A 24,607-nucleotide genomic window follows, 5' to 3' on the forward strand; every position below is an offset into this window, starting at 1 on the left:
GATGATCTAGGAGCGGTCGAGTGAGCGCACAGAGCGCGGAGGGAAAGCTTCTCAGCTACTCGCCGGGAAGCCCGACGGTGCTGCGGATCCTGCTGGGTACGCAACTGCGCAGGCTCCGTACCGAGAAGGGCATCTCCCGAGAGGATGCCGGATACTCCATTCGCGCATCTCATGCGAAGATCAGCAGACTTGAGCTCGGGCAGGTCAGCTTCAAGCAGCGTGATGTCGCCGACCTGCTCACCCTCTACGGCGTCACCGCCCCCGACGACCGCGAGCCGCTGCTCGCCCTGGCCCGGCAGGCCAACGCCCCCGGCTGGTGGCACAAGTACGGCGACCTGCTCCCCGGCTGGTTCGAGGTCTACATCGGCCTGGAGGGGGCCGCCTCCGCCATCCGCACGTTCGAGAACCAGTTCGTCCCCGGTCTCCTGCAGACGCCCGCCTACGCCAAGGCGGTGATCCGGCTCGGCAACGAGAAGGCGCTCGACTCCGAGCTCGACCGCCGCGTCACCCTGCGCGTCACCCGGCAGAAGCGCCTGGAGAGCGGGCTCAAGCTGTGGGCCGTGATCGACGAGGCCGTCCTGCGCCGGGCGCTCGGCGGGGCCGAGGTCATGCGCGAGCAGATCCGCCACCTGCTCGACGCCACGGAGGAGCGCAACGTCACCGTCCAGGTGGTGCCGTTCGAGAGCGGCGGGCACGCGGCGGCCGGCGGCTCGTTCAGCATCCTGCGCTTCCCCGAGCGCGAGCTGCCCGACGTGGTCTACATGGAACAGCTCACCAGCGCCCTCTATCTGGACAAGCCGGTGGACTCCGACCACTACATGGAGGTCATGGACCGGCTGAGCGTCCAGGCGCTGGAGCCGAAGCAGACGCGGCGCTTTCTGGAACAGCTCATTTCCGGATGAGCTGCTGAAACTCCTGTGATCCACTCCATAGTCGGATTTTTGGGCATCCGGTATATGGAGTCTGTCGTGCTGTCGTATGGTCAGCGCAAACGCGGATGCACGTGCATCCGTAAGATCGCTAGGAGCTGTCCCCCATGCACGATTTCCGGAACGGAACCCCCGCCGGTCACCTCCCCGTCGTGTGGCGCAAGAGCAGGCGGAGCAACCCCAACGGCAACTGCGTCGAGGTCGCGGGCCTGCCCACGGGTGAGATCGCGATGCGCAACTCCCGGTTCCCCGACGGCCCGGCGCTGGTGTACACGCAGGCCGAGATCAGTGCGTTCGTCCTCGGGGCCAAGGACGGGGAGTTCGACGACCTGATCGTCTGATCAGCGGGGTTCGTTGTACCAGCGCCATCGGGTCAGGCGCGGCCGTCCGGGCAGCTCGCCGCGGCCGGTCGCCCACAGCAGCGTGGCCCAGGGGGCGGTGTCCAGGGGGGCGTCGGGGAACAGGCGGGCCAGCACCCGCGAGCACAGGTCCGCGGGCGGCTCCCAGGCCAGGCCGAGCCCCGCGGACACGTCGTGCAGATGCACGAGCGTTTCCACCAGGCCCATCGCGGCGAACGCCGTCGCGTCCCCCATGCCGAAGATGTGATGGCCGCGCGCGTGCGGCGGTGCGGTGCGGACCATGGCCGACAGCAGCGCGCCGCTGGCCTGGAGCACCTGCAGCAGGCCGACGGGCCCGGCCGCGCGGTCGGCGTGGATGGTGCTGTTGGGGCCGCCGGGCCTGCGCCGGTCCAGCGCGAAGGGCACGTACGTGTCCAGCGGCGGCACCGTGAGCCCGAGCTGGGCGGCGTAGGCGAACAGGTCGTCGGTGAGGTGCTCGACGGTCTCCCAGCAGGTCCACTCCAGCGAGCCCGCCCTCTCCTCCCACGCCTGCGACGGCGCGTCCCGCAGGGTGTCGACGGCGAGGGCGACGGCCTCGTCGAGGTCGTCCGCGGTCACGAGCGCTGAATCCGGCACGAGGGGTACCTTATCGCCGTCCGCTTCGTGCGCTCGCGTGTAGGGTCGTCACGATCCGCACGTCCGGACGGGAGCCGTACCGCATGACCGAGCCCGACGACCTCACCGCGCGCGCCCGCATCAGGGAGGCGGCGCTGCTGCACTTCGGCGAGCACGGCTTCGAGGGGGCCACGACCCGGGCCATCGCCGAGACCGCGGGGGTGTCCTCGGGGCTGCTGCGCCACCACTACGGCTCCAAGCAGGCGCTGCGCGAGGCGTGCGACGAGCACCTGATCAGGATCGTCCGGCGCCTCGACGACGACGTCCGCGCGGGCGCCGTGCCCGCCGGGCGCAACCCCGTGGCGGCGGCGCTCGACGCGCTGGCGCCCTACCGGCTGTACGTGGCGCGGGCGCTGGCCGAGGGACGGGCGGCGCCGCTGTTCGACGGCATCGCCGAGCTGACCGAGGGGTGGCTCGAAGAGCTCGACGAGACCCGCACGGACGAGCCGTTCGCCGGCCGCAAGGCCCGCGCGACCGTGTCCACGGCCATGTCGCTGTCGGTCGGCGTGCTGCACAAGCACGTCTCCCGCGGCCTGGGCGTGGACGTGTTCAGCCCCGAGGGCGCCCACCTGCTCGCGCTCACCCTGCTCGACCTCTACTCCCACCCCCTGCTGACCCCGGCGGCGGCGGCGGAGATGCGGGACGCCCTCGGCAGGAGCCGCGCGAGCGGGTGATCCCGCTCAGGACAGGAAGTCCGCCAGAGCCGGAAGCAGCGCCTCCGGCCGGCCGTACGCGGCGGCCTCCAGCGCGAGGACGGCGCGGGAGGAGTGGCCGAACAGGCTCGCCGGGCCGCCCGCGTGCTCGATCAGCGCCGCGAGGTCCTCGATCTCGCGCTCGACGGCGTAGGCGGGCGCGTCGCCGCTGCCGCCCCGGCCCCGGCGGTCGTGGGCGATCGCGCGGAAGCCGGGGGCGAGCGCGGCGGCGAGGGCGGCGACGGTGGTGCGGTCGTTGAACGCGCCGCCCACCAGGATCACCGGATGGCCGTCGCCGCTGCTCTCGAACGCGATGCGGGTGCCGTCGGCCGAGATGACGGTCTGAAGCGTGGACTGCATGTCGAACTCCTTCTGCGGGCTCTTGTCGCCAGGAGGTCGGAGCCGGCCCACGCTTCTCTGCACGCCTCTACCGAAGAATTCGCGGATCCGCCTGAAGGCCGCGCGAGAGCCGGACGGTGATGAACTCGTTGTCGTCGGGACGGCCCGGCGTGCGGCCGCTGGAGAAGGGGAAGTCGTTGTCGTCCAGGACGCCCAGGGTGCGGTGGTCGAGGACGACCACGTCCTCGATGGTCTGGAACGGGAACCTGAACGTGCCGGGGGTGCCGCCGAGGCCACGCGGGTCCCGCTCGATGACGAGGAAGCGGTTCGCGTCCACGGCGATGGCGTCGCCGATGGAGTGCGAGGGGTCCTCCAGCCGGTACGTCCACATGCGCCCGGTGTATGCGCGCTCGCGCAGGTCGAACTCGTTCATCCGCAGCGGTAGGGGTTCTCGGGGGCCTTGACGCCGGGCAGCTCGATCGGGGTGTCGAGCAGCCGGCCCTCGCGGTCGAAGTGCAGCAGGAAGGGGCCGAACTCGTCGCCGATCAAGTACGTGCCGTCCGTGGCGCGCACGATCGACTCGACGTCGAAGTCGGAGCCGGTCAGCGTGCGGCCCTGGCGGGTCGGGGCGAACGGGACGAGCCCGCGCGGATCGGTCAGGTTGAAGCCGCCGAGCATCTCGACGCTCCGGGCGGCGAAGTCCGGCTTGACGTTGTGCACGCGCAGGAGGAAGTCGGCGCTGTTGGCCTTGTTGCCGCAGCCGTTGTCCTGACGAACCCCGCATGCCCGGAGGAAAGGCGTGCGTGGTGGGAAACGCGACGGCCACCCCTGCCCGAGACTGGGCGGGGTGGCCGGGCGATGCTTTTGTGCGGGATGACGATCTCGGGCCTGATCAGGCAGTTGCCCCGACCGGGTTCGCCAGAGCCTGGACATGGAAGGCCAGGCTCCGGTTCATCGGGACAACTGAGTGATCACGCGATGATCGTTGATGCTGCCGAGGTGTGTCAGGCGGCGGAGATGCCGGCGCTGGCGGCGCGGCGCATGCGACGGCGACGCTCGCTGGCGCGCTCGTCCTCGTTGAGACCGCCCCACGTGCCGTACTTCTCCGGCCGGGACAGCGCGTAGTCTAGGCACTCGTTGCGGACAGGGCATCCGGCGCAGATCGCCTTGGCCTTCCGCTCACGTACGTCACGCTCGGGCTGCCGCTCCCCGTCGGGGCCGAAGAAGAGCACGAGATCCTCACCCCGGCACGCGGCATCATCCTGCCAACCCCAGCTGGGGCGCGGGCGGGCGAGCTGCCGACGTACCTGAGACATGAGAAAACCACCTTCGTGAGAGGTATTTCGGTAATTGAGCCGCATTGGACGCTTTTGGCGTCACTGTTCCAACGCAAGGACGGGCCGTGATGTTCCCTAGTCAGGCGAGGGCGGGCGTGGCGTACCGCACAGGCGTGAGCCTGTCCAGCGAAACCAGCCGGTAGGTGGTGATCGTCTCGGCGCAAGCCGTACCACACGGCGCTGTGAACGCCGATGGCTCAACCACAACCTGGAACCGGACGTCTCCGCAGCGCACGACTGCTTCGGTGACGTCGCCGTCCGACCTGGAGGATTCCACGGCCACTGCGCCGACGGAGCACTCTCCCGTATGGGCTCGGGCAAAATGCTCGACGGCTTGCAATGGCTCAGGGATGCCTGCGCGCCCCCGGAGACGGTCGAGAATGACCTCGCCCGACCGGTACGCGTTAGCCGCTGCCAGTGCAGCAGCCTGAGACATGCTGCCGTAGAAAATTCCGTGTGGCAAGCACACGAGGTTGGCGGCGTAGCGATCGCCGCCAACGTGTGACGTTTCCCACACTCTGTCCGGCAAAGATTCGGCCAGCGACCGAGCGAGGGGTAGTCCAATGCGGGCGCAGCACACATTGCGCTTGGCGTGCGTGCAGACCAGAAATACCGGCTCGTCTTCAAGTATGCAGGACTCCGGGACTGCTCCCGCCACGAACGCGTCCAGGTCAAGATCGTCCGGACCTGCGACGACACCGCCCGCCAACCAGGGGTGGTCGCCCGCCGCGTAGGCCAATAGCACACGGATTCCCTGGTCCCGCTGGCGGGTCCGCTTCCCCGGACGCCTGATGAGCTGGGGCCTGATACCGCGTTCGAGCGCTCTGCGCACGAGTTCGGAGATTTCTTCAGGAAGTTGCAAGCTTTCCAGGTGGGACGGCCATGGGCCGGCGTACTCGACGAGCAGCCAGAGCCTGGCTCCCGCGGTGGCGCTGGCCAGGGTGGGCATGGCTGCCGTGTGGCAGCCCGCCATGTGCTCGCAGCCCCTCGCCAACGCCTCCCCCTTCCCGAAGAATTAGGTAAGGATAACCTAATGCATCGGCGGGTTCGGGGGCGGGGTCACCGGCTCCCGAGGACGTCGCGTGTCGCGGGCAGCGCCCGGTCGCGGTCGGCGGCGACCAGGCCGATCCTGGTCCTGCGGTCCAGCAGGTCGGCCTCGTCGAGTGCGCCCTCGTGCCGGACCGACCAGAGCAGGTCGCCCTTGGTCAGGCCGAGCCCGATCTCCTCCGGATGGGCCTTGACCAGCTCGTACGCCGCCTCGGCCTCGCTGCCGTACCGCTCGGTGAGCCGCGTCGGCACTCCGCCCGGCTGCGGGCCCGCGCCGACCAGCGGGATCTTCTTCGTCCGGCTCGGTCCGGCGCTGAGCTCTTTGAGGGAGACCGCCCGGTCCACGGCGTCCTCGGCCATTCGCCGGTATGTGGTGAGTTTGCCCCCGACGACCGTGACCACGCCGCCGTCCGACAGGACCGCGTGCCGGCGCGAGAGGTCCGCCGTGCGTCCGTCCGCGGCCAGGAGCGGCCTCAGGCCCGCGTACGCGCCCGCCACCGCCTCAGGGGTCACCCGAGTCTCCAGGATGCCGTTCAGCACCTCCAGGAGCGCTGTGACGTCCTCCGCGGGCACCTCGGGAACGTCGGGCACCGGCCCGTCCACCGGCTCGTCGGTCAGCCCGACGTAGACGCGCCCATCGCCCTGGGGGAGTACGAGCGCGAATCGGTTGCTCTCTCCGGGAATGGGCACGTGCATGCCGGCGATCAGCCCCGGCAGCGTCCCGGCGTCGAGCACGAGATGGCTGCCCCGGGACGGCCGCAGCCGCACCGCCGGGTCGAGCTGCCCGGCCCACACGCCCGTCGCGTTGACCACCGCCCTGGCCCGGATGGTGAACTGCTCGCCGGTCAGCTCGTCGCGCACCTCGGCGCCCCCGTCGGTGAGCCGCAGGGCCCGGCAGCGGGTCAGGACGCGGGCGCCGTGCCCGGCCGCGGTCCTGGCCAGCGCCACGACCAGGCGGGCGTCGTCGAGCAGCCGGCCGTCCCACGACAGCAGGCCGCCGCGCAGGCCGTCCCGCGCCAGCACCGGCGCGAGCGTGTGGGCGCGCGCAGCGCCGAGCCGCGAGGGGCCGGGCAGCAGGCGGCGCGGCGTGCGCGCGGCGGTCCGCAGCCCGTCGCCGAGCCGGTAGCCGGCCATCACCAGGGCGGCCTGCCGCCGGGAGACCGCCGGCGTCAGCGGCAGCAGGTACGGATGGGCCTTGACCAGGTGCGGAGCCGTCGTCCTGAGCAGGATGCCGCGCTCGACCGCGCTCTCGTGGGCCACGTCCACCTGGCCCTTGGCCAGGTAGCGCAGCCCGCCGTGCACCATCTTGGAGCTCCACCTCGACGTGCCGAAAGCCAGGTCGTGGGCGTCGATCGCGGCCACCCTCAACCCTCGGGAGGCGGCGTCCAGGGCCGCGCCGGCTCCCGTCGCACCGAGCCCCACCACCAGCACGTCGAGCCGCTCCGCGGCGACCACGCCCAGTTCGTACGACCTTCTGCGGGCGTTCAGCGAGCTATCCAAGGTAGGCCTCCAGCAGCGCGGCGAGTTCGGCGTCCAGGTCGTCGAGCGTCACGGGGTCGAGCATCGTGGGGGCCGACAGCAGGAACGACTGGGCGACCAGCAGCACCGCCCGCGCCCTGGCCGGACCGCCGACCGCCGGCTCCAGCAGGGCCAGCACCGCCTCGTGGCTCGCCCCCCGCCGGTCCAGCAGGTACGGCAGCAGCAGCTCCGGGTCCGCCTCCACGATCTTCCGCCACAGCGGGTGCGCGCGCAGCCCGCGTACGCCCGCCACGATCGCGGGCACCGGATCGCACAGGTCGAGCCGCGACACCACTTCGACCCACTCCCGCGTCATCAGGTCGGCGACCAGCGAGCGCACGTCCGGCCAGCGGCGGTAGATCGTCATCCGCGACACGCCCGCCCGCCTGGCCACGTCCGTGAGCGTGGTCCTGCGCACGCCGTAGGCCAGCACGCACGCGCGTGCCGCGTCCAGCACACCCTCATTGTGACGGTTCGACGTCATGTGTCACAGTGTATGCGTGACCGGTGAACCCATGCTGTGGTGCGGCTGGGGCGACCCCGCCAAGGCCCGCGAGCTGCCCGAACAGATCCGCAAGCTGCTGCACGACCTCCTCGGCGTGCGCGCGCCCGACACCCCGGCCGCCGCCTTCGACGAGGTGCGGCTGCCGCCGGTCGCGCTGCCCGAGCCGGTGCTGGCCGCGCTCGCGGCCGTCGCCGGGCCCGAGCACGTGCTGACGTCCCACGAGGCCAGGCTGCGGCACACGCGCGGCAAGTCCACGCCCGACCTGCTGCGGATGCGCGCCGGGGACGGCTCCGACGCCCCCGACGCGGTCGTGCTGCCCGGCTCCCACGACGAGGTGGCCGAGCTGCTGCGGCTGTGCGCGGCCGAGCGGGTCGCGGTCGTGCCGTTCGGCGGCGGCACCTCCGTCGTCGGCGGGCTCGTGGCCGCGCGGGCCGGCTTCACCGGCGTGATCGCGCTCGACCTGGGCAGGCTCGACCGGCTGCGCTCGGTCGACGCCGAGTCGATGGTGGCCGACTTCGAGCCGGGCGTGCGCGCGCCCGAGGCCGAGCGGCTGCTCGCAGAGCACGGCCTCACGCTCGGGCACTTCCCCCAGTCCTTCGAGTACGCCACGCTCGGCGGCTTCGCCGCGGCCCGCTCCAGCGGCCAGGCCTCGGCCGGGTACGGCCGCTTCGACGACATGGTCGTCGGCCTCACTTTGGCCACGCCGTCCGGCACGCTGGAGCTCGGCCGTGCGCCCAAGTCCGCGGCCGGGCCCGACCTGCGCCAGCTCGTCCTGGGGTCGGAGGGGGCGTTCGGCGTCATCACGTCGCTGCGGCTGCGGGTGCGCAGGCGTCCGGCCGAGCGCCGCTACGAGGGCTGGCGGTTCGAGTCGTTCCGAGCGGGGACGGCCGCCGTGCGGGCACTCGCCCAGGAAGGCCCGCTTCCCACCGTTCTGCGGCTCTCCGACGAGACCGAGACCATGATCGGCCTGGCCCGGCCGGACGCGATCGGCGGCGGCGAGTCCGGCTGCCTGGTGATCCTCGGCGTCGAGGGCGACTGGATCGGCCACCGGCACGCCGCGGCCGCCGCGGTCCTGGCCCGGCACGGCGGCGAGCCGATGGGGCCCGAGCCCGGCCAGGCGTGGGAGCACGGCCGTTTCTCCGCGCCGTACCTGCGCGACTCGCTGCTCGGCGCGGGGGCCACCGTGGAGACCCTGGAGACGGCCGGGTTCTGGTCGAACCTGCCGCGCCTGTACGACGCGGTCCGGCTGGCCCTGCTCGGCGCGCTCGGCTCGCCGCTGGTCATGTGCCACGTCTCCCACGTGTACGAGACCGGCGCCTCGCTGTACTTCACCGTCGTCACCCCGCAGGAGGGCGACCCCGTCGAGCAGTGGGAGCGGGCCAAGGAGGCGGTGAACGCGGCCATCGTCGAGGCCGGCGGTACGATCTCGCACCACCACGGGGTGGGCCGCGACCACCGGGCCGCCTACGGCGCGGAGCTGGGCCCGCTGGGCGTCGGCGTGCTCCAGGCCGTCAAGGACCGGCTGGACCCGGCCGGGATCCTCAATCCGGGGGTGCTCGTCCCTCAGTCGCCGCCCGGGATCTGATCGGCCTCGGCCAGCGCCTCGGCGGCGTCGCTGTAGCGGTGGAGCGCCTCGTACGCCTCGGCCAGCCGGTACAGGGAGACCGCGAGGTGGCCGCCGCCGAGACCGCGGCTGAGCGCCACCGCCTCCTGCGCCATGGGCAGCGCCTCGACGGCGCGGGAGCGGTCTAACAGCAGCCCGGCCGTGCTGCGCAGGCAGTGGACCAGCAGGCCGGTGTGCTCGGCGGGAAAGCGGGCGGCCAGCGCCCGGCTCTGCGCGATGGCCTCGCGGGCCCGGTCGACGCCCCGGCCGCCCCACCGGGGCAGACGCAGGGCGTAGGCGAGCAGCGCCTGCACGGCAGCCTCGTCGGGGGTGCCCATCCGGGTCGCGTCGTCCGGGCCGTTCCTGGTCATGGGAGCCCACCTCCGCGTCCCAAGGGCTTGCTTGGGGACGTGAGGTTACACCATGCCGCACCATCTGTGTTTCCGGGAGTACGGAGCGTTGAGTGTGCGCCAATGGTAGATGCCGGTAAAGATGTGGTCATGGTGGAAGTGGCGGCCGAGCGCGGGAAGCAGCATTCCTCACGGGTGTCGGAGGCGGGGGCCGGGTGGGCCTGTGCGGAACCGGGGACGTTCGCCCAGCTCAGGCCGGACAAGGGCGGATTCACCTGGCTGAATTTACGCACACTCTGGTTGTCCAGGAACGAGATCCTGGCCGGATTGTTCGGTGATCCTTCCGGGGAGGTGCGGGAACGGTGGATCGCGGCTCAGGAAGCGCGCGGGATAGATCCGGAATTTCGCATCAAGCCCGGCGTCGGGGGAAATTTCAATTTCCTGATTCTCGGCGACACCGGCGAGGGCGACGCCTCCCAGTACGCCGTCGTCCCCGGGATGCTGAGGTTGGGGCAGGACACGTCGTTCGCCGTCATCGCCAGCGACGTCATCTACCCGACGGGGTCGGGCAACGAGTACGGGAACAAGTTCTTCCGCCCGTACAAGGACTACCAGGCGCCGATCTACGCCGTCCCCGGCAACCACGACTGGTACGACGGGCTCGGCGGCTTCATGCGGGTCTTCTGCGACGCCCCGCCGCTCAAGCCGAAGCCGGACCGCGGGCTGCGCGGCCTGCTGTGGCGCAAGCCGGAGACGATCGACGAGGCCAGGCTGGCCGAGGCGCGCGAGCTGCGCGGACGGCCGGCCCAGCAGGCCGCGCAGCCGGCGCCGTACTGGGCGATCGAGAGCGACAGCCTGGTCGTCGTGGGCGTGGACACCGGCATCAGGAACGTGATCGACAAGGCGCAGACGGCCTGGCTGCGCCGCGTCTCGCTCGACCCGCGGCCGAAGATCCTGGTGACCGGGAAGCCCATCTACACCGGCAACGTCTACAAGCCGTCACCGCTGGAGGAAGGCGGCACGATCGATGACATCGTGCGCGACCCGGCCCACCGGTACGTCGCGGCCATCGGCGGAGACGTGCACAACTACCAGCGCTATCCGGTCAAGGTGGGCGACCGGGTGATCCAGTACGTCGTGACCGGCGGCGGCGGCGCGTTCATGCACGCCACCCACATCATCGACAGGGTGGACGTCGCCGGTGTGGCCGAGGACGACTTCAAGTGCTACCCGCTGCGCGGCGACTCGCTGTCCTTCTACAGCCAGCTCTACGCCCGCCGGCTGCGGATGAACTGGCTGCGCCTCACGCCCGAGGAGGCGGTGTGCATCATGTCCCGCCGGATCGGCAACCGCCCGGCCCGGCCGATCGAGGGCCCGGTCACGGTCACCCGGCGGATGCGCTGGGCGGCGCGGCTGCTCGGCGCCTGGCCGTGGCCGTTCAGGCTGCCGGTGGACAAGGTGTTCCACCGCTTCCTGTCGGAGCTGTCCGACTGGGACTGTCCGCCGTTCTTCAAGCAGTTCCTGCACGTGTCCGTCACGCCCGGCCAGTTGACCCTGCGCTGCTTCGCCGCCACCGGCTGCCTGGAGCAGGAGCTCCGGCCGCCGCTGGAGGACGAGGTGCACATCGGTTTGTCGTAGCCGTTTGGCACCCTTATGTGCGTGTATGTCGTGGTAGCGGGGGAGACGGTGCTCCCCGTCGGAGGAACGGCCCGGCGCGCGGCCGATCCGGCGTCCCAGGTGCGGGAGCTGGAGGCCGGGGGCGGCCCGCGATGGGTCTGGGCCGACACGCGGGAGACGTACCCGCCGCTGCTGGAGCGGGGCGTGCGGGTCGCGCGCTGCCACGACCTCGCGCTCACCGAGGGGCTGCTGCTCGCCCATGAGGGCCGCTACGGCGAGCCGCGCTCGGCGCGGGCCGCGCACGCCCGGCTGCACGGCCTGCCGGTGCCCGACGACCAGCCGAGCGTGCCCGGCACGCTGTTCGCGCCCGAGCCGCTGGGGGCCGAGGCGGTGGCCGAGGTGCTGGCCGACCAGCTCCGCCGCATCGAGGCGCTGCCCGAGCCGGGCCGCTTCCGGCTGCTGGTCGCCGCCGAGTCCGCGGGCGCGCTGGTCGCCGCCGAGATGTCGCACGAGGGCATGCCCTGGCGCCGGGACGTGCACGACGCGCTGCTCACCGACCTGCTCGGGCCGCGGCCCGTGCACGGCATGCGCCCGTCCAAGCTGCAGGCGCTGGCCGACGAGGTCGCGGCGGCCTTCGGGCGCCCGGTCAACCCCGACTCGGTGCAGCAGCTCGTCAAGGCGTTCAAGGGCGCGGGGGTGGCGCTGAAGACGACCCGGTCGTGGGAGCTGAAGAAGATCGAGCATCCGGCCGTCGCGCCGCTGCTGGCCTACAAGGAGCTGGCCCGGCTGTACAGCTTCCACGGCTGGGTGTGGGCCGACCAGTGGGTGCGCGGCGGGCGCTTCCGCCCCGAGTACGTCGTCGGCGGCGTGGTGTCCGGGCGGTGGGCGACCAGCGGCGGCGGTGCGCTGCAGATCCCCAAGGTGATGCGCCGGGTCGTGGTGGCCGACGAGGGATGGACGCTGGTCGTCGCCGACGCGGCCCAGCTGGAGCCGAGGGTGCTGGCCGCGATGGCCGGCGACGGAGGGCTGGCCAGGGCGGCGGGGGAGATCGATCTCTACTCGGCGCTGGCCCAGTCGTTCGGGGGCGAGCGCGGCAACGCCAAGATCGCGATGCTGTCCGCCATGTACGGCGGCACCAGCGGCGACGCCTCCAAGTTGCTGGCCGTCATGCGGCAGCGCTTCCCGAAGGCGTACCAGTTCGTCGAGGACGCGGCCAAGGCCGGGGAGGACGGGCGGCTGGTGCGGTCGTGGCTCGGGCGTACCAGCCCGCCGCCGTCCGAGCGGTGGAAGGAGCTGGTGTCCGGCCCGGAGGGCGCGCGGGCGGCCCGCGACCGAGGCAGGTTCACCAGGAACTTCGTGGTGCAGGGCACGGCGGCCGAATGGGCGCTGGCGCTGCTGGCGGTGCTGCGCGGGCAGCTGCCCGAGCCCGCCAGGCTGGTGTTCTTCCAGCACGACGAGGTCATGGTGCACTGCCCGCGGGAGCAGGCGGAGGAGGTCGCCGCGGCGGTGACGGCGGCGGCGGCCGAGGCGAGCAGGCTGCTGTTCGGCTCGACCCCGGTGCGCTTCCCGATGGAGACCGTCGCCGTCGCGTCCTACGGCGACGCCAAGTGACCGTCCGGGCGGGTCAGGCGTGGTCGCGGTACCGGGCCGAGACCAGCCAGAGGCCGGCCAGGGTGACCATGACGCCGACGACCAGGCCGAGCACGCCGTAGGACAGGACGCCGACGATGGCGCCCGCGATGATCGTCCCGGTGGCGCCGCAGACGTTCATCAGCAGGTCGGAAAGGCCCTGCACGGCGGGACGGCGGTCGATCGGCACCGACTCGGTGACCAGCGCCGACCCGGCGACGAGCCCGCACGACCAGCCGAGCCCGAGCACGACCAGGGCGGTGGTCACCTGCCACACCCGGTGCCCCGCGGTGCCGGCCAGGACGGCCGCGGCGAGCAGCAGCGCCGAGCCGAGCACCAGCACCGGCACCTTGCCCGCCCGGTCGGCCAGCCAGCCGACGACCGGCGAGAACATGTACATGCCGGCGATGTGCAGGCTGATCACCAGGCCGATGACGTTCAGGTCCGAGCCGTCGTGGTGGAGCTTCACGGGGGTCATCGACATGATCGAGACCATCGCGGTGTGAGCCACCGCGATCATGACGAGCGCGCGGCGGGCCATGGGCGTCTCGCGCAGCGTGCGCAGGCCCGTCCTGATCGTGCGGTGGCGGCCGGGGCCGGGCTCCGGGGCGCCGTCCAGCTCGCGGGCCAGCTTGAGCGGGTCGGGACGCAGGCCGCCGATGATGATCGCCAACGCCACGGCGAACGCCAGCGCCGCGAACGCGAACGGCCCGGCCTTGGCCGCCAGCCCCGCCTGGATCCCCATCCGGTCGGCGGGCTCGGCCAGGTTGGGCCCGGCGACCGAGCCGACCGTCGAGGCCCACACCACCAGCGACAGGTGCCGGGCGGCGTGGCCCTGCGGTGACAGGTCGGTGGCCGAGTAGCGGGCGGCCAGGCTGCCCGCGCTGCCGCCGCCGACCAGGACCAGCCCCGCCAGCAGCAGCGGCCAGTTCCCCAGGCTGATCGCGGCCACCGAGATCGCGCAGCCCGCCAGCGCCGCCAGGTAGGTCAGCGACAGGCCCGCCCGGCGGCCACCCAGGCTCGACAGCCGCGCGGTCGGCAGCGCGAGCAGCGCCGCCCCGAGCACGGTCGCGGTCCCGGCGAACCCGCTGATCACGGTCGAGCCGGACAGTTCGTCGACGACCACCGAGCTGAGTGCCAGCCCGACGGCCACTCCCACGCCACCCACGATCTGCGCGGCGGACAGGACGGCCAGGGTCCGACGCTGGACGTTGGCGAGGTCAGGCAGCGAGACGGGGGGTTTCGTGGGGGTGCTGGTCACCTGTGAAGTCTCGCATAGCCCCCGACATCCACCCAAAGAGGACAGGCATCCATTTCTCTTGGGAAAGGTGCCTATTTCAGAGGATGGTGACGGAATCCCCCACGGTGATCGTGCCGGGGGCGTCCGGGATCAGGTTGATGCCGAACCAGACCTTGCCGTCCCGCTTGCGGTGGCGGGACAGCGTCCTGATGGGCTCCTTGCCCTTGGTGTACGTCGCGGTGTCGATCGTGGTCAGCACGCAGCGGTCGCAGCCCTTGGTCACCCGGAAGGAGACCTCGCCGATGCGCAGCCGCTTCCACTCGTCCTCGGCGAACGGCCGCTCCACCCCGTCGATCACCACGCTGGGCCGGAAGCGGTGCATGGGCAGGGGTGGGCGGAGCTCCTCGCCGCGCTCGGCCGCCGTCTCGGCGATCCAGTCGTTGAGCCGGTCCAGGGACGCGGTCGTGGTCAGCAGCAGGGGATAGCCGTCGGCCAGATTCACCCGGTCGCCGGGCAGGCCGTACTCGGGGTTGACGGGACGGCGGGTCGGGTCGTCGAGCCAGGCCAGCCGCGCCGGGCGGCCGATCAGGTCCGACAGCCAGCGGGCCGCGTCGTCGCCGCAGTCGGTGAGCTCGACCGGCGTGCGCCAGACGGTCACGGTCGTCATGGTGGCGGTGGGGGTGACGCGCAGCGGGGGCGCGTGCGGGCCGGTCAGGGTGAGGGTGTCACCGTCGAGCTCGGCCACGCAGGCCAGCAGCCTCGGGTGCTCGCGGGCGGTCAGCATGCCGCCCTGCCCGTCGGTCACCAGGTACCGCCGGTCACCGGCCAGCCCCCACGGCCGCACCTCGGCCTCACGGACGTCGTGCCCGGCGGTGGACTTGACCGGATAGAAGTGGATGCTCGCCAGTTCCATGGCCAGGACCGTACCTCACGGCCTCGGGACGGCTTCTGCCCGGTGGGCCGCCGCGACCGGCGCCCGGCCCGGCCGGGCGGACAGGGCCACCGCGCCCAGGGCCGCCACGCCGAGCACCGCGCCGATCCAGCCGACGGACGGGTATCCGGCGCCCGCCCCGATGGCCAGCCCGCCGAGCCACGGTCCGACGGTGATGCCGACGTTGAAGGCGCAGACGTTCATCGCGGCGGCCATCGTGGGGGCGTCCTTGGCCAGGGTGAAGACGCGGGTGTTCAGCGTCGGGTTGGTGGCGAAGCCGAACCCGCCGAGCAGCAGGACCAGCGGGACGGCCAGCACCGCGACCGGCGCGGCCAGGGCCAGCAGCACCGAGGTCACGACCAGCCCGGCGATCCCCGCGTACAGGGTCGGGAACGGGCGGGTGTCGGCGGTGCGCCCGCCGATCGTGATGCCGATCATCGCGCCGACGCCGTACAGCGCCAGGACGGCGGGCACCCAGGCGGCCTCCATGCCGGTCGTGTCCACCAGCATCGCGCTCAGGTAGCTGAAGGAGACCAGCAGCGCGCCGGTCGCCAGCGCGGTGGTGGCGAAGGCGACCCACAGGCGCGGGCTCAGCACCGACCGCAGTTGAGCGGCGACACCCGGCGCGTCCGCCCGCTCGGGCCGGCCGCCGGGGATCGTGGCCAGGACGCCCAGGGCCGCCAGCGCCGACAGCGCGGCCACGGCCCAGAACGCGGCGCGCCAGCCGAGATGCTGGCCGATGACCGTGCCGAGGGACAGCCCGACGACGGTGGCCACGGTCAGCCCGCCCGCCACGATGCTCATCGCCCTGCCCCGGGCGTTCGGCGGCACCAGGCCGACCGCCGTGGACGCCGCGACCGCCCAGAACCCGGCGTAGACGAACGCGCCCGCCACGCGGGTGGCGAACAGCAGCCCGTAGCTGGAGGTCAGGGCCCCGGCCACGTGGGTCAGCGCGAAGACCGCCATGAACGTCAGCAGCGCCGTACGGCGGGGCCAGCGCATCGTCACGACCGCCAGCACCGGCGCCCCCACCAGCATCCCGATCGCGAACGCCGAGATCAGCAGCCCCGCGTCCGGGACGGACACGCCGAGGTCGGCGGCCATCTCCGGAAGCAGTCCGGCCAGCATGAGCTCCGAGGTGCCCTGGGCGAAGATCGCCAACCCCAGGATGAACACCGCCACAGGCATGAGAACTCCTCAATTTTAGAACGCTCAGTACAAAATTCGGACACGAAGCAGGGGGTGCGGAAGGTCGGAAAGCGGCCAGAAAGGGGGGCGGGAAGGTCAGAAAGCGGCCAGCGCGGTCGTCGCGATGGATTCGAGCACCGTCCGGCCCGCGCCGCCCCTGGCCGCGACGCGCATGCCGCTGACCGTGGCCACGACGAAGTGCGCCAGCGCCAGGGCGTCCTTGTCGGCGTCGAGCTCGCCGAGGGCCTGCCCGCGCTCGATCGCGCCCCGCATCGCCTCCACCCGCCGGTCGCCGTCGCGGCGCAGCCGGGCGGCGATCTCCGGATCGTGCGGAGCCATCTCCACCAGGGCGTTGACCACCAGGCAGCCGGCCGGGTCGCCGGCCTCCCAGTCGACCGCCTGCCACAGCACGGTCCGGATCTTCTCCACGGCCGGCCGGTCGGAGGCCATGAGGTCGATCAGCGCGGACGTGCGCTCCTCCTGGTAGCGGCGCAGGGCCCGCTCGTAGAGGTCACGCTTGTTCGCGAAGGTGTTGTAGATGCTGCTGCGGCCGAGGCCGGTGGCCTCGCACAGGTCCTGGGTCGAGGTGCCTTCGTAGCCCGCGTCCCAGAACGCGCGCATGGCCGCCTCGACGGCGCGGTCCTCCTCGAACGTGCGTGGTCGTGCCATGAGGAGCACGCTAGCACGTTTTGGAATGATCGATACAAATGTGAGGGGTCAGGTGGTCTGGCGGAACGTGTCCAGGAACACCTTGCGGGCCTCGGCCTGGTCGTCCCACTTCAGCTCGGGCATGTCGAACGAGATCATGAAGGCGGTCTTGTCGTCGAGCGTGACGTACCGGGTCAGGGCGTGCATCGGGACGCCGTCCTTGGAGGTGTAGGTGTACTCCCAGTCGGCGGCCTTCCAGCCGCGGTAGTCCGTGGCCCGGAGCTGCACCTGGATGTAGCCCTCCACGCCGCCGTCGGTCTCGCGGCGGCTCAGCTCGGCGAGCCCGTCGGCCTGCGGGGCGGCCTGCTCGACCGTGATCCGGGTGCCGGAGTCCTTGGGGCCGGTGAACGTGGCCTCGTCCCCCGAGGTGGCCGGCTTCCAGCCGTCCGGCACCGCCGCCGCGAAGCCGGGCGGGGTGTGCTCCTTGTAGCCGTCGGGCACCGGGGACGGCCCGGCCTTCCGCGGCGCCGCGCTCGTGGCGGCGGCCGACGACGTGCCGGGCGAGACCTGCGGCGCGCCGCCGGACAGGATGACCACGATCGCGCCGATCACCACGGCCACGCCCGCGACCGCGCCGGCGATCAGCAGCGGCGTGGGCCTGCCGTTGCGCGTCCAGGGGCCGCCGCCGTCCTGGATCCGGCGGCGGCTCGTGCCCGAGCGCGAGGGCCCGGTGCGGGCGGATCCGGTGCGGGCGGATCCGGTGCGCGTGGAACCGGTCCGCGTGGAACCGGTGCTGGACTGGCCGGTGCGCGTGGCGCCCGTGCGCGAGCCCGCGCCGGAGCCGGGCAGGGTGGCCAGGCGGCTGTGGCTGATGTCGTGCGACAGGTCCCGCGAGTGCTCGCGCAGGTCGTCGGCCGAGGCCAGCGGCCACGGGGCCGGGGTGACCGCCGCCCTGCTGTCCGAGGTCAGCGGCAGGATCGGCTGCGGCGCGGGCGGGGCGGGCGCGTCGAGGTCGTCCGGGTCGTCGGCGGGCGGCTCCATCCGGTGCGGCCCCGAAGGGCCGCCGAAGGCGTCGAAGCCGCCGGCCGGGGACGGGAGCTGGTCGGTGCGATGGCTGCCGGACGGGCTCGACAGCCCGTCGTAGGGCGGCATCGCGTACCCGCCCGCCGGACCGGCCAGCGGATCGTACGGCACCCGCACCGGCCCCGAAGGGGTCTCCACGATGCGCGACGGCATCGGCCCGGACGGGAACTCAAGGGGCGGCAGCAACCCCACCGGCGTCGGGTCCGACTCGGCCGGCAGCGTCTCGGCCGGACGCGGCCGGGCCGAGCCGTGGGCGCGCAGCACCGCTTCGAGCATCTCGGCGACCTGCTCGGAGGTGAGCCGCTCGGCCGGGTTCTTGCGCAGCAGGCCCTCGATCACCGGCAGCAGCGACCCGGCCCGCTGCGGCCTGATCGGCTCCTGGGTGAGCACCGCGCCCAGCACCGCGATCGCGTCCGGCCCCTCGTACGGCGGCCGCCCCTCCACGGCCGCGTACAGCGTCGCGCCGAAGGACCACAGGTCGGCCGCCTGCCCGATCGGCTGCCCGGACAGCCGCTCCGGCGGCACGTACGCGGGTGAGCCCATGAGCAGCCCGGTCTGGGTGATCGTCACGTCGCCCTCGATGGCGGCGATGCCGAAGTCGGTCAGCACCACCCGGTCCGAGGTCAGCAGCACGTTGCCCGGCTTGACGTCGCGGTGCAGGATGCCGGCCGCGTGCGCGTGCCGGAGCGCGTCGAGCACGCGGATGCCGATCTCGGCGGCCTGGATCACCGGCAGCGGGCCGCTCTGCCGTACGGCCTGCTCCAGCGACCAGGCGCGGACCAGCTCCATCACGATCCACGGGCGGCCGTCCTCCTCGACGACGTCGTGGACGGTGACGATGCCCGGATGCGTCAGCCGCGCGGCCGACCTGGCCTCGCGCAGCATGCGCCGGTGCGCCATCTGCTTGCCCGCCTGATCCAGCCCGTACGGCAGGATCAGCTCCTTGACCGCCACGTCCCGGTCCAGCAGCACGTCGTGGGCGTGCCACACCATGCCCATGCCGCCCCTGCCGACCGGCGACATCAACCGGTAACGCCTGCCGACCAGACGCCCCTGGCTCTGCGGGTCACCCCCCGGTGCACCCTGGTCCGGGCCGGGCCCGCCGAGCAAGCGGTCGGCTGCCATCCTGCCGCCCCCATTCAGCCTCATCCGTCACATCAGAGCGTGACCACTTCGTGCGGTAGATCGCCGTACGCGACACCGTGCGCCATGCGCTACTTGCAGATTATGAGGTTCGCCACGATATCGGCGGAAAATCGGTAATGGAAGGCGAAGACCCTTTACAACTGCCCTGACGTGCCGAAACACGGATTTTCAAACTGATCACTTACTCAGCGGCGAGCGCGATCAAGGCGCTGGTGAACGCCTGCGCGGGCGGCTCGACCAGCCCCGCGCCGACCTGGCCGGTGCCCGCGACACGTCCGGCGATGCCGGTGTTGACGACCGGCAGAATGCCCGTCCTGGCGACGAGCGTCACGTCGATGCCGACGGGCGTGCCGCGGAATCCGAGCCCGGGGATCTGGTAGGCGGGATGTTCGGCGAGCGTGATCTCGTACATCGAGCGGGTGGCCCGTACCGCGTCGGCCACCTCGCCGCCGACGAAGCGCACGATCGCGGGCGCGGCGGCCATCGCGAAGCCGCCCAGCCCGAAGGTCTCGGTGATCGTGGAGTCGCCGATGTCGGGGTTGGCGTCCTGGGGGCCGTACGCGCCGAGGTAGAGCCCGTCCGGCACCCCGGCCGGGCCGGTGAACCAGCGTCCGCCGAGCCCGGAGACCTGCACGCCGAAGTCGGTGCCGTTCCTGGCCATGGCCACGACCAGGGACGAGCCGGGGATGTCGCGGGCGGCGTCCGTGCTCACCTTGCCCGCGGCCATGCCCGCGTTGAGGAAGAAGTGGTCGTTGCCGTTGATGAAGCGCAGCACCTGCGCCGCCTGCGCGGGCGCGGCCTCGACGACGGCGGGGGCCAGCTCGCGCAGCAGCAGCGAGGTGGCCGCGCGGTTGCGGTTGTGCAGCTCGTCGCCCATCTGCAGGGCCTGGGCGATCAGCGAGCGCAGGTCGATCGGGCCGGTACGGGCCAGCGCCGCCGCCAGGACCGGGCCGAGCACCTCGTCCATCCAGCGCAGCCGGTCGAGCACCTCGGGGCCGTACGCGCCGTACCTGAGCACCTTGCCCAGGCCCTCGTTGAGCGAGCAGTAGGCGGTGCCGCCGTGTTCCTCGTCGCGTACCTCCAGCAGCCACATCGACGGGCTCACCACGCCCGCCATCGGCCCCACCGTGGCGTGCTCGTGGCAGGGCCGCAGGGCGACCGCGCCCGCCGCCAGCCCGGCCTCGGCCTCCCGCTCGTCGCCCGCCAGGCCCTCCAGCAACATCGCGCCGATCAGCGCGCCGCGCATCGGGCCCGAGGCGCGTTCCCACTCGATCGGCGGCCCGGCGTGCAGGAACGTCCCCACGGGCAGCACCTCGGCGGCCCGCCGCAAGCCCACCAGGTACGGCCGCGCGCCGGTGAGCCTGCGCACGGCCAGCTCGTTGGCGGCCGTCCTGCGCGGGTCGGCCAGCACCTCGGCCAGGGCGTCGGCGGTGCCGGGCAGCGGCGGACGCCAGGCGACGGGCGTCGTCGGCACGGCCTGGGCCGCCAGCGCCTCGTCGAGCAGCCCCGCGCCGACGGTGATCACCCGCGGCGGCCCCGACAACAGGCTCACGACACCCTCCAGGCGGCACGGCGGACGACAACGACAGGCGGGGTCAGGGCGGTCACAGGAGGCTCCTGGCGTGGCGGGCGGCCTCGGCGTTGGAGACGAACACGGCCGCCCCGGCCTCGCGCAGCGCGGCGGCCTGCCGGTGCAGGTCCTGGGGGTCGCCCGCGCTGCCGACGAGGGCCACCACGACGGTGGCGGGCGTATGGGCGACGGCCCCGGCCAGCGAGGCCGCCGGGTCGGGGTCGGCGGCGTGGCCGAGCACGACGTCCATGAGCACCACCTCGTCCGCCCGGACGCGGGACAGGGCCTCCAGGCGCAGCGTCGGATCGATCATCGGATGCGCCCGGCCCCTGGTGTAGGCGTCGTCCCCGAAGTCGGTGAACTCGCCGGGCCCGGCCAGGACGGCGGCCTCCGCGCAGAGGGTGCCGCCCGCGTACAGGCCCCGGACGCGCCGCGGCTCCCCGCGCCGCGCCCCCGGCCACGACGGCCACGCGGGCACGCTCCGGCCCAGGGCCCGCAGCGCCAGCCCGGCGGCCTCGGTGAGGTCGGTCTCCGGCAGCACCGCCTCCACCACCGGCGTGCGCAGCCCGGCGGCCACCTCCCGGACGGTCCGCGCCACCTCCGGGTCCGGCGGCTTGCCGACCAGCACGACGAGCTCGGTGGCCGGATCGTCGTCGAGCAGCCGCAGGGCACGCATCGTGGACAGCCCGCCGACCTCGGCCGACAGGTCCCTGCCGCCCACGCCGAGGATGTGGCTGACGCCCGCCTCCGCCCAGTCGAGCAGGCAGGACACCTGCTGGGCGCCCGTGCCGGAGGCGGCGACCAGGCCGACGGGCCCGGGCCGCAGCACGTTGGCGAAGCCGAGCCCGACGCCCGCGATCGCGGCGGTGCCGCAGTCAGGCCCCATGACCAGGACGCCGCGCTCCTCGGCCAGCTCCTTGAGCCACCGCTCCTGGGCCGGGGGCACGCCGTCGCTGAAGATCATCACCGGCAGCCCGGCCTCGACGGCGTCGTACGCCTCGCAGAAGGCGTGCTCGCCGGGCACGGACACCAGGACCAGGTCGGCCGGCGTCCTGGCGGCCGAGCGGGTGGTGAGCGGCGGCTGTTCCTCGGTGGCGGTGGCGGTGGCGGTGGCGGCGGCTGCGGTCCGCGCGGTCAGGCGGGCGTCCAGCTCCTCGACGGCCCGCGCGGGGTCGGCGCCCCGGAGGGCGATGAGAAGGTCGCCGGGTCCCGCGGACGGGGGTTCGAACCCGAGGTCGCGGACGATGGCGAGGTTGAGCTCGGTGGCCATGGCCACCATCGCCACCTCCACACCCGGCATTTTGGTCAGCGCACGACTTATTCGCATCAGAGTGACCGAGTCGTGGTACGTCCCTTTTCGGAGCTGGATCAGGTCGTCGCTCACCGGCGCCTGCTCAGCGCCCGGACCGAGTCCAGCCCGATCGAGATGCCCTGGGCGAGGTCGGCGCCCGAGGTGTGGCCCAGCCGGTGCAGCCGCCGCAACGCCGGTTCGAGCGCCTGCCTGCCCGCGATGCCGCGCAGCACGCCGGTCACCTCAGGGCTGGCCTCGCCCCTGGCCGCGCAGTGCAGCAGCGTCGCCGAGATCGGCGTCGTACGGGTGCGCGCGTCGAAGGTGACGGTGGCCGCCAGCCAGTCGGCCAGCCAGACCGCCCGCTCCGTGCCGGTCGCCGCGCCGAGGTGCCTCAACGTCACCAGCAGCCCGGCCAGGACGTCGTCGCCGCTCGGCGTGAGCCCCGGACCGAGCCCCACGAGCCGTTCCGCCGCCGTCACCGCGCCCAGCAGCCGGGCCTCCGCGCAACTGCGCGCCAACAGCGCGACCGCGTCGTTCCCGGCCAGGCCCGGCCGTCCCGGGCCGTCCAGGACGACGCCGGCCAGACTCAGCGGGTCCACCGGGCCGAGCGCGGGAGCCGGGTCCCACCAGCGGCGGACGCCGAGGCTCAGCGAGCCCAGCTCGACGCCGCGGTCGCCCACGGAGGCGTCGTCACCCACGGTGACCTGGGGGAGCGACGTGGCCAGCAGCACCGAGTTGGGCAGCCGGGCCGCCTCGCCGGTGATGAGGGCGATCACCGAAGGCTCGCGGTCGGTCCTGACCTCCAGGTATATCCCCGCCGAGAACGCCGCGAGCACCCGGGCCGGGCTGCGCGGGCCCTCCAGCACAGGACGCAGGGCCGTGCTCGCCGCGCCCGTCACGCGGACGCGGACACGCCGCGCATGAGTACTGACGGTCACCGAACCTCCCATCGGACCCTGGTCCTGACCGTAGAACGGCCGGAGAACCCTCCGTACGGAGAAATTTGCCAACAGTCAGCGGGAAGGTTGGCTCTTCCTGACAGACCACCTGTGGAGTCACAATCACCACATGGAGCCCCCCGTGCGTCTGGCCAGCACCGGAACGATCATCCACGGCGTCTCCGTCGGAGAGGTGCTCGGCGTCTCGACGCTGGCCGAGGCCAGGCTGATCGCGGGGGAGGGCGGCCTCGGGCGCATCGTGCAGCGGCTCAACGTCATGGAGGTGCCCGACATCCTGGCCTGGGTCAAGCCGCACGAGCTGCTGCTGACCACCGGCTACCCGCTGCGCAACACGCCGCAGTCGCTCGGCCGCCTGGTCGCCGACCTGGACGAGCGCGGCCTGGCCGCCCTGGCGATCAAGCTCGGCCGGTACGTGGACGAACTGCCCGCCGAGATGACCGAGCAGGCCGACCGGCTCGGCTTCCCGCTCATCCTGCTGCCCAACGACGTCGGCTTCGACGACATCCTCAACCAGGTGCTCACCGACATACTCAACCGCCAGGCCGCCGTGCTCGCCCGCGCCGAGGAGGCGCACCGGGCGCTGGTCCACGTGGTGCTGGCCGGCGGCGGGCTGAACGAGGTCGCCGCCGAGGTGGCACAGCTCCTCGACGTGGCCGTGGCCGCCGTGGACGGCTCCGGCCGCGTCCTGGCCACCGCCGGGGCGGCCGAGCACGTCGCCGCGCTGCGCGAGTCGATCTCCCGAGAGGGACCGCCGCCCGCGCGGGCCGCCGACGTGCCGGGGCGCGGCAGGGCGTTCGCCTCGGCCCCCGTGCTGGCCGGCGGCCACCACCACGGCCGGATCGTCGCCTACAGCGCCACCGGCGCGATCAGGGACAGCGACATCGGCATCCTGGAACGCGCCGCCACCGTCGCCGCGCTGGTCGTGACCCGGCAGGAGGCGGTCAACGCCGTCGAGAGCAAGTACCGGGCCGACTTTCTGCGCGACGCGCTCACCGGCCGGGCCGGGACGGCCGAGCGGGTCAACGCCAGGGCCAGGGCGTTCGGCTGGGACCTGGCACGGCCGGTCATCGTGCTGGTGGCCGAGCTCGACCCCGACGGCGACGAGCGCAGCGCCCAGGACCGGCTGGTGTCCTGCTGGACGGCGGCCGTGCGGCGGCACGACCCGCGCGGCGCGGTGGCCGGGTTCTCGCACGAGGTCGTCGCCGTGGTGGACGCCTCGCTCGACGCCGCCAGGGTCGCCAAGGACGCGGCCTCGGCGTTCGCCGACGTGCCGCCCGCGACGTTCTCCACCGGGACCTCGCGGCCGAGCCCGGGGGCGGAGACGCTGCCGGAGGCGTACTCGCAGGCGCTGAAGGCGGCCCGGGTGGGCCGGCAGCTCCACGGGCCGGGCGCGGTCGCGCACTTCGACCAGCTCGGCGTCTACCGGCTGCTGTCGCTGGTGAACGACACCGGCGAGCTGCACGCGTTCGTCCGCGAGACGCTGGGCCCGCTGGCCTGGGACGAGGACGCCGAGAACGCCGACCTGCGGCGCACCCTCCAGGTGCTCCTGGAGACCAACCTCAACGTCGCCGAGACCGCCCGCAGGCTGCACTTCCACTACAACACGCTGCGCTACCGGATCGGGAAGCTCGAACGCCTGCTCGGCAACTTCACCGACGATCCCCACCTGCGGCTCAACCTGACCCTGGCCCTGCACGTACTGCGCATGCGCGGCATCTAGGCTTGGGGCTCGTGGATCTGGATTTCGAACTGCGTTCCGAGTACATCCCGCTGTGCGACCTGCTGAAGTACTGCGGCGTCACCGAGACCGGCGGCATGGCCAAACACCTCATCGCCGAGGGCCTGGTCCAGGTCGACGGCGAGGTCGAGCTGCGGAAGACGGCGAAGATCCGTACGGGCCAGGTGGTCAGCGGCGACGGGTTCACGATCCACGTGCAATAACGGCCCGCCGTATCCGGATGGTCGCGACACC

The 24,607-nt window shown here is 72.9% G+C and carries 23 protein-coding genes and 1 pseudogene; 8 read left to right on the top strand and 16 right to left on the bottom strand.

Features of this window, described 5'->3' with window-relative positions:
• The first annotated feature begins 20 nt into the window (after positions 1–20).
• Positions 21–902 (top strand): helix-turn-helix domain-containing protein, encoded by an 882-nt coding sequence (locus ACIHAD_RS07640; RefSeq protein WP_397353528.1) that lies wholly within the window; start codon positions 21–23, stop codon positions 900–902.
• A gap of 134 nt (positions 903–1,036) precedes the next feature.
• A complete protein-coding gene (locus ACIHAD_RS07645) occupies positions 1,037–1,270 on the top strand; it encodes a DUF397 domain-containing protein (RefSeq protein WP_397353529.1) in 234 nt (77 codons plus the stop codon).
• Here ACIHAD_RS07645 and ACIHAD_RS07650 read toward each other — a convergent pair whose 3' ends face one another.
• Positions 1,271–1,903, bottom strand: a complete 633-nt coding sequence (locus ACIHAD_RS07650) for a hypothetical protein (RefSeq protein WP_397353530.1) — start codon at positions 1,901–1,903, stop codon at positions 1,271–1,273. It lies immediately after the preceding gene.
• Between the two features lie 83 nt (positions 1,904–1,986).
• Between ACIHAD_RS07650 and ACIHAD_RS07655 the strand changes: the two genes are divergently transcribed.
• Positions 1,987–2,616 (top strand): TetR/AcrR family transcriptional regulator, encoded by a 630-nt coding sequence (locus tag ACIHAD_RS07655; protein WP_397353531.1) that lies wholly within the window; start codon positions 1,987–1,989, stop codon positions 2,614–2,616.
• Positions 2,617–2,622: 6 nt separating this feature from the next.
• Here ACIHAD_RS07655 and ACIHAD_RS07660 read toward each other — a convergent pair whose 3' ends face one another.
• The 6 genes and pseudogenes from ACIHAD_RS07660 to ACIHAD_RS07685 form a co-directional block, all read right to left on the bottom strand.
• Complete coding sequence (locus tag ACIHAD_RS07660) at positions 2,623–2,994, bottom strand: alpha/beta fold hydrolase (RefSeq protein WP_397353532.1); 372 nt, start codon at positions 2,992–2,994, stop codon at positions 2,623–2,625.
• 67 nt (positions 2,995–3,061) lie between these two features.
• Positions 3,062–3,906: pseudogene (locus ACIHAD_RS07665) on the bottom strand (esterase-like activity of phytase family protein).
• 71 nt (positions 3,907–3,977) lie between these two features.
• The gene (locus ACIHAD_RS07670) at positions 3,978–4,289 is read right to left on the bottom strand and encodes a WhiB family transcriptional regulator (RefSeq protein ID WP_125634885.1); all 312 of its coding nucleotides are present in this window, start codon (positions 4,287–4,289) and stop codon (positions 3,978–3,980) included.
• 100 nt (positions 4,290–4,389) lie between these two features.
• Positions 4,390–5,259: a sucrase ferredoxin gene (locus ACIHAD_RS07675; RefSeq protein ID WP_397353533.1), complete on the bottom strand. Its 870-nt coding sequence runs from the start codon at positions 5,257–5,259 to the stop codon at positions 4,390–4,392.
• Between the two features lie 110 nt (positions 5,260–5,369).
• Complete coding sequence (locus tag ACIHAD_RS07680) at positions 5,370–6,857, bottom strand: glycerol-3-phosphate dehydrogenase/oxidase (RefSeq protein ID WP_397353534.1); 1,488 nt, start codon at positions 6,855–6,857, stop codon at positions 5,370–5,372.
• Positions 6,850–7,359 (bottom strand): TetR/AcrR family transcriptional regulator, encoded by a 510-nt coding sequence (locus ACIHAD_RS07685; protein WP_397353535.1) that lies wholly within the window; start codon positions 7,357–7,359, stop codon positions 6,850–6,852. Before ACIHAD_RS07685 ends, ACIHAD_RS07680 begins: the two co-directional genes overlap by 8 nt.
• Before the next feature lie 31 nt (positions 7,360–7,390).
• Between ACIHAD_RS07685 and ACIHAD_RS07690 the strand changes: the two genes are divergently transcribed.
• Entirely contained in the window at positions 7,391–8,965 is a 1,575-nt protein-coding gene (locus tag ACIHAD_RS07690) for an FAD-binding oxidoreductase (protein ID WP_397353876.1), read from the top strand.
• Here the strand turns inward: ACIHAD_RS07690 and ACIHAD_RS07695 are convergent.
• Positions 8,944–9,354 (bottom strand): hypothetical protein, encoded by a 411-nt coding sequence (locus ACIHAD_RS07695; RefSeq protein ID WP_397353536.1) that lies wholly within the window; start codon positions 9,352–9,354, stop codon positions 8,944–8,946. The genes ACIHAD_RS07690 and ACIHAD_RS07695 overlap by 22 nt on opposite strands.
• Positions 9,355–9,483: 129 nt before the next feature.
• Between ACIHAD_RS07695 and ACIHAD_RS07700 the strand changes: the two genes are divergently transcribed.
• Positions 9,484–10,971 (top strand): metallophosphoesterase family protein, encoded by a 1,488-nt coding sequence (locus ACIHAD_RS07700; protein WP_397353537.1) that lies wholly within the window; start codon positions 9,484–9,486, stop codon positions 10,969–10,971.
• A gap of 15 nt (positions 10,972–10,986) precedes the next feature.
• Entirely contained in the window at positions 10,987–12,561 is a 1,575-nt protein-coding gene (locus ACIHAD_RS07705) for a bifunctional 3'-5' exonuclease/DNA polymerase (protein ID WP_397353538.1), read from the top strand.
• Positions 12,562–12,574: 13 nt separating this feature from the next.
• On the opposite strand, the gene ACIHAD_RS07710 is transcribed toward ACIHAD_RS07705, so the two are convergent.
• The 8 genes from ACIHAD_RS07710 to ACIHAD_RS07745 all read right to left on the bottom strand — a co-directional run bounded on the left by ACIHAD_RS07710 (position 12,575) and on the right by ACIHAD_RS07745 (position 22,614).
• A complete protein-coding gene (locus tag ACIHAD_RS07710; protein WP_397353539.1) occupies positions 12,575–13,840 on the bottom strand; it encodes an MFS transporter in 1,266 nt (421 codons plus the stop codon).
• A 76-nt stretch (positions 13,841–13,916) separates the two neighbouring features.
• On the bottom strand, positions 13,917–14,732 hold the full coding sequence (locus ACIHAD_RS07715) for an MOSC domain-containing protein (protein WP_397353540.1): 816 nt from the start codon (positions 14,730–14,732) through the stop codon (positions 13,917–13,919).
• A 15-nt stretch (positions 14,733–14,747) separates the two neighbouring features.
• Complete coding sequence (locus ACIHAD_RS07720; protein WP_397353541.1) at positions 14,748–15,938, bottom strand: Cmx/CmrA family chloramphenicol efflux MFS transporter; 1,191 nt, start codon at positions 15,936–15,938, stop codon at positions 14,748–14,750.
• A gap of 96 nt (positions 15,939–16,034) precedes the next feature.
• A complete protein-coding gene (locus ACIHAD_RS07725; protein ID WP_397353542.1) occupies positions 16,035–16,607 on the bottom strand; it encodes a TetR/AcrR family transcriptional regulator in 573 nt (190 codons plus the stop codon).
• 48 nt (positions 16,608–16,655) lie between these two features.
• A complete protein-coding gene (locus ACIHAD_RS07730) occupies positions 16,656–18,794 on the bottom strand; it encodes a protein kinase (protein WP_397353543.1) in 2,139 nt (712 codons plus the stop codon).
• 202 nt (positions 18,795–18,996) lie between these two features.
• Positions 18,997–20,367 (bottom strand): DUF1116 domain-containing protein, encoded by a 1,371-nt coding sequence (locus ACIHAD_RS07735; protein WP_397353544.1) that lies wholly within the window; start codon positions 20,365–20,367, stop codon positions 18,997–18,999.
• A gap of 52 nt (positions 20,368–20,419) precedes the next feature.
• On the bottom strand, positions 20,420–21,769 hold the full coding sequence (locus tag ACIHAD_RS07740; RefSeq protein WP_397353545.1) for an FdrA family protein: 1,350 nt from the start codon (positions 21,767–21,769) through the stop codon (positions 20,420–20,422).
• Positions 21,766–22,614: a DUF2877 domain-containing protein gene (locus ACIHAD_RS07745; RefSeq protein ID WP_397353546.1), complete on the bottom strand. Its 849-nt coding sequence runs from the start codon at positions 22,612–22,614 to the stop codon at positions 21,766–21,768. The genes ACIHAD_RS07740 and ACIHAD_RS07745 overlap by 4 nt, the downstream gene beginning before the upstream one ends.
• 130 nt (positions 22,615–22,744) lie before the next feature.
• On the opposite strand from ACIHAD_RS07745, the gene ACIHAD_RS07750 reads away from it, so the two are divergent.
• On the top strand, positions 22,745–24,355 hold the full coding sequence (locus ACIHAD_RS07750; RefSeq protein ID WP_397353547.1) for a PucR family transcriptional regulator: 1,611 nt from the start codon (positions 22,745–22,747) through the stop codon (positions 24,353–24,355).
• An 11-nt stretch (positions 24,356–24,366) separates the two neighbouring features.
• On the top strand, positions 24,367–24,576 hold the full coding sequence (locus tag ACIHAD_RS07755) for an RNA-binding S4 domain-containing protein (RefSeq protein ID WP_352363868.1): 210 nt from the start codon (positions 24,367–24,369) through the stop codon (positions 24,574–24,576).
• The last annotated feature ends 31 nt before the right edge of the window (positions 24,577–24,607 follow it).

The sequence above is a fragment of the Nonomuraea sp. NPDC052265 genome (assembly GCF_044547985.1).
GTDB lineage: Bacteria > Actinomycetota > Actinomycetes > Streptosporangiales > Streptosporangiaceae > Nonomuraea.